The 1,048-nt window shown below is 69.5% G+C and carries 2 protein-coding genes; both read left to right on the top strand.

The genetic code is table 11. The features are described from left to right. The first annotated feature begins 233 nt into the window (after positions 1-233). Entirely contained in the window at positions 234-524 is a 291-nt protein-coding gene (gene rpsF / locus ETD83_RS41955) for a 30S ribosomal protein S6 (RefSeq protein WP_138650785.1), read from the top strand. 53 nt (positions 525-577) lie between these two features. Next, positions 578-1,048 (top strand): single-stranded DNA-binding protein (locus ETD83_RS41960; RefSeq protein ID WP_138650786.1); only part of this gene is annotated, 471 nt, incomplete at its 3' end.

A 1,048-nucleotide genomic window follows, 5' to 3' on the forward strand; every position in this document is an offset into this window, starting at 1 on the left:
GGGTTGCCTCGCTTCGGGGGTGGGCTGCGTGTTCTAGGAGGTGAATACCTTCGCTGTGCTGGTGTTCTGCTTCGGGAAGCGGCTCGTACGCTGCCGACAGTTGGTAGCCTGTATCGGTCTCGCGGCGGGCGCGCCCGGCGATCCGGGTTCCGGCGCAGCCGCGGGAGACGCAAGAGCCCTCCTGTCACGGAGAGACCGTGGCCGCACCAGTCCAGAGGAGGTAGGGACACAGCATGCGTCGTTACGAACTCATGGCCATTCTCGACCCCGCCGTCGACGAGCGCACCGCGAACACGGCACTCGACCCGTTCCTGAAGGTCGTCAAGGACGGCGGCGGCAGCGTGGAGAAGGTCGACGTCTGGGGCCGCCGGCGCCTGGCGTACGACATCCAGAAGAAGTCCGAAGGCATCTACGCGGTGATCGACCTGTCGGCCGAGCCTGCCACGGTCAAGGAGCTCGACCGGCAGCTCAACCTGAGCGAGTCGATCCTCCGCACGAAGGTCATCCGCCCCGAGGTCCACTGAGCCAGGCGCCCCGCGTCAGGCCCCAGGCCCTCACAGCAGCCGGAGCGAGCCCCATGGCAGGCGACACCGTAATCACGATCGTCGGGAACCTCGTCGAGGACCCGAATCTGCGTTTCACCCCCAGCGGCCAGGCGGTCGCGTCCTTCCGCATCGCCTCGACCCCGCGGTTCTTCGACCGCCAGGCGGGCGACTGGAAGGACGGTGAAGCGCTCTTCCTGACCTGCAACGTCTGGCGGCAGGCCGCCGAGAACGTGGCCGAGACCCTGCAGCGCGGCATGCGGGTGATCGTGCAGGGCCGCCTCAAGCAGCGGTCGTACGAGACCCGCGAAGGCGAGAAGCGCACCGTCTTCGAGATCGAGGTCGACGAGGTCGGCCCGTCGCTGCGCAACGCCACCGCGAAGGTCAACAAGACCCAGCGGCAGGGCGGCGGGTTCGGCGGCGGTCCCGGCGGTCCCGGCGGAGGCCAGGGAGGCGGTGGCGGTTTCGGAGGCGGCGGCCAGGGTGGCGGCGGCCAGGGTGGCGGC

This window comes from Actinomadura soli, assembly GCF_005889715.1.
In the GTDB taxonomy this organism is placed as follows: Bacteria; Actinomycetota; Actinomycetes; order Streptosporangiales; family Streptosporangiaceae; genus Spirillospora; species Spirillospora soli.

Excerpts from the sequence above, each read along its gene's own strand:
- rpsF (WP_138650785.1), top strand. The coding sequence starts at position 234 with ATGCGTCGTTACGAACTCATGGCCATTCTCGACCCCGCCGTCGACGAG.